The organism is Sphingomonas sp., from assembly GCF_040398505.1.
Classification (GTDB): domain Bacteria; phylum Pseudomonadota; class Alphaproteobacteria; order Sphingomonadales; family Sphingomonadaceae; genus Sphingomonas.
This window is the reverse complement of sequence record NZ_JBBATX010000111.1, coordinates 3,704-5,797: the sequence shown is the minus strand read 5'-3', so window position 1 is coordinate 5,797 and position 2,094 is coordinate 3,704. Positions and strand designations below refer to the sequence as shown.

Here is a 2,094-nt window from a genome sequence, read left to right as displayed (position 1 = left end):
AATGACCAAAGTCCTCGTCCTTTATTACTCCTCCTACGGCCATATCGAGCAAATGGCCGACGCCGTCGCCGAGGGCGCACGCTCGGCCGGGGCCGAGGTCGACATCCGCCGCGTGCCCGAAACCGCGCCGCAAGCGGTGGTCGAGGGCGCACATTTCAAGACCGACACCGCGCATCCGCTGATCGAGGGGCCGCACGTGCTGGCCAATTACGACGCGATCATCGTCGGTACGCCGACACGCTTCGGCCGGATGGCGAGCCAGATGGCGAGCTTCTGGGATACCGCCGGTGGCGTGTGGATGTCGGGCGCGCTGCACGGCAAGGTCGGCGGGGCCTTCACCTCGACCGCCACGCAGCATGGCGGGCAGGAAACGACGCTGTTCTCGGTCATCACCAATTTGCTGCACTTCGGCCTGACGATCGTCGGGCTCGATTACGGGCATCAGGCGCAGATGGGCGTCGATGAAGTGCTCGGCGGCGCGCCTTATGGTGCGACCACGGTGGCAGGCGGCGATGGCAGCCGCCAGCCGAGCGCGATCGACTTGGCCGGTGCGCGTTATCAGGGCAAGCGCATCGCCGAGACGGCGGCGAAACTCAGTGCCTGACCTCGGGCACGCGCGGTGCTGCCGGGCCGAGGATCGGCGGCGGTAGCACCGTCAGGGGGCGAATCGGCGGCGGCAGCACGGTCGGCACGACGGCTGGTCGCGCCAGCCACGCGTCGGACATGTCGGCCACCCTTGGGCTGCCGGGATAGCTGGCGCGCGCACGCGAAAAGGTCAGCCGGGCGCGCGCCGCGCCGAGCGCGTTCACGCTCGTGCCGACCCAGCGCCAATGCCACGGCTCCCACGTCACGCCCTGCGCATTGCCGGCGGGGAAAGACAGTTCGAACCCATAATCCGGCGCGTGCGTGAGCAGCCAGCGCCCGGCCGGGGTTGCGGCCATGCAGGCGTCGACATCGGGACATCCCGGCGCAGGCCGTACGCCAAAGTCGATCGCATAGCCCGTCGCATGCTCGCTATAGCCGGGCGGCCCGACAAAGCGCGCGCGCGGCACCGGTTCCGGGCAAATGCCGGGGGTATAATTGCGGCAGAACACCGCGCGCTGATGCGCGATTTTGCGGAAACACGAGACGCCTTCAAGCGCGCGGCCGACCCCCGGCGTTGCGGCGGCGGCGGCGAGCATCCGCGTGAGATCGGGCGCGGCGTCGCGGTGGATGAGGCAGGGCAAGCCGATCGAAAAGCCCGGCGGTGCTGCAAGCAGGTCGCTCCGCGCCGCCTCGGCATAGGGCAAATGGCCGAACATGCGCCCGTCGGGCATCGGCGGCGGCAAATCGCCCGCCGCTGCCGCTGCGGGGATTGGCGACACCGCAAACAGCAAGGCAAGCCAGCCCGACGCGACCGCAATCGCCCATTTCCGTCTCGTCGCCACAGGTCACGGCTCTGGCATGTCGGCGCTTGTGGTGGCAAGGGTCGTATATGTTGGCAAATCATGTTCTTTTTCTCGACGGCGAAGCGCTCGTCATCGACAAGCCCGCCGGGCTCCCGGTCGACCGTCCCCGCGACGGCTCGATCAGCCTCGAAAACCATCTCGATGGGCTGACCTTTGGGTTCAAGCGCTGGCCGGTGCCGGTGCACCGGCTCGACCGCGATACGTCGGGCTGTCTGCTGCTGTCGCGCAATCCCAAGGCACATGCCAAGCTGCACCAGGCATTCGAACAGGGGCTGGTGTGCAAACGCTATCTCGCCGTGCTCGAGGGCGTGGTTGAAGGCGAAAGCGGGTTGATCGATCTGGCGCTGGCCAAGGTCAGCACCGAGGAAACCGGCTGGCGGATGGTCGGCGATCCGAAAGGCAAGCCGTCGCGCACCGCGTGGCGCGTGATCGAAGTGAAGGACGGACGCAGCTTCGTCGAGTTCATTCCCGAAACCGGGCGGACGCACCAGATTCGCGTCCATGCCGCCGAAGCGCTTGGCGCGCCGGTGGTCGGCGATCCGGTCTATGGGACCCGCGGCAAGGAATCGCTGCTCCACGCCGCCGAATTGACGATCCCGCGCGAGGGCAAGGAGCCGATCGTGGCGAAGGCTCCGCTGCCGGCGCG

3 protein-coding genes are annotated in these 2,094 nt (G+C 68.1%); 2 read left to right on the top strand and 1 reads right to left on the bottom strand.

What is annotated here, in order from left to right:
* The first annotated feature begins 1 nt into the window (after position 1).
* Complete coding sequence (gene wrbA / locus ABWP09_RS12145) at positions 2-604, top strand: NAD(P)H:quinone oxidoreductase (RefSeq protein WP_353205391.1); 603 nt, start codon at positions 2-4, stop codon at positions 602-604.
* Here the strand turns inward: wrbA and ABWP09_RS12140 are convergent.
* The gene (locus ABWP09_RS12140) at positions 594-1,427 is read right to left on the bottom strand and encodes a M15 family metallopeptidase (RefSeq protein ID WP_353205390.1); all 834 of its coding nucleotides are present in this window, start codon (positions 1,425-1,427) and stop codon (positions 594-596) included. The two genes, wrbA and ABWP09_RS12140, sit on opposite strands and share 11 nt — an antisense overlap.
* Positions 1,428-1,474: 47 nt before the next feature.
* Here ABWP09_RS12140 and ABWP09_RS12135 point away from each other — a divergent pair.
* Positions 1,475-2,094: RluA family pseudouridine synthase (locus ABWP09_RS12135; protein WP_353205389.1), on the top strand; the 620-nt coding region annotated here is incomplete at its 3' end.

Bases quoted from the DNA above. Each gene is read 5' to 3' on its own strand.
- wrbA (WP_353205391.1), top strand. From the start codon at position 2: ATGACCAAAGTCCTCGTCCTTTATTACTCCTCCTACGGCCATATCGAG.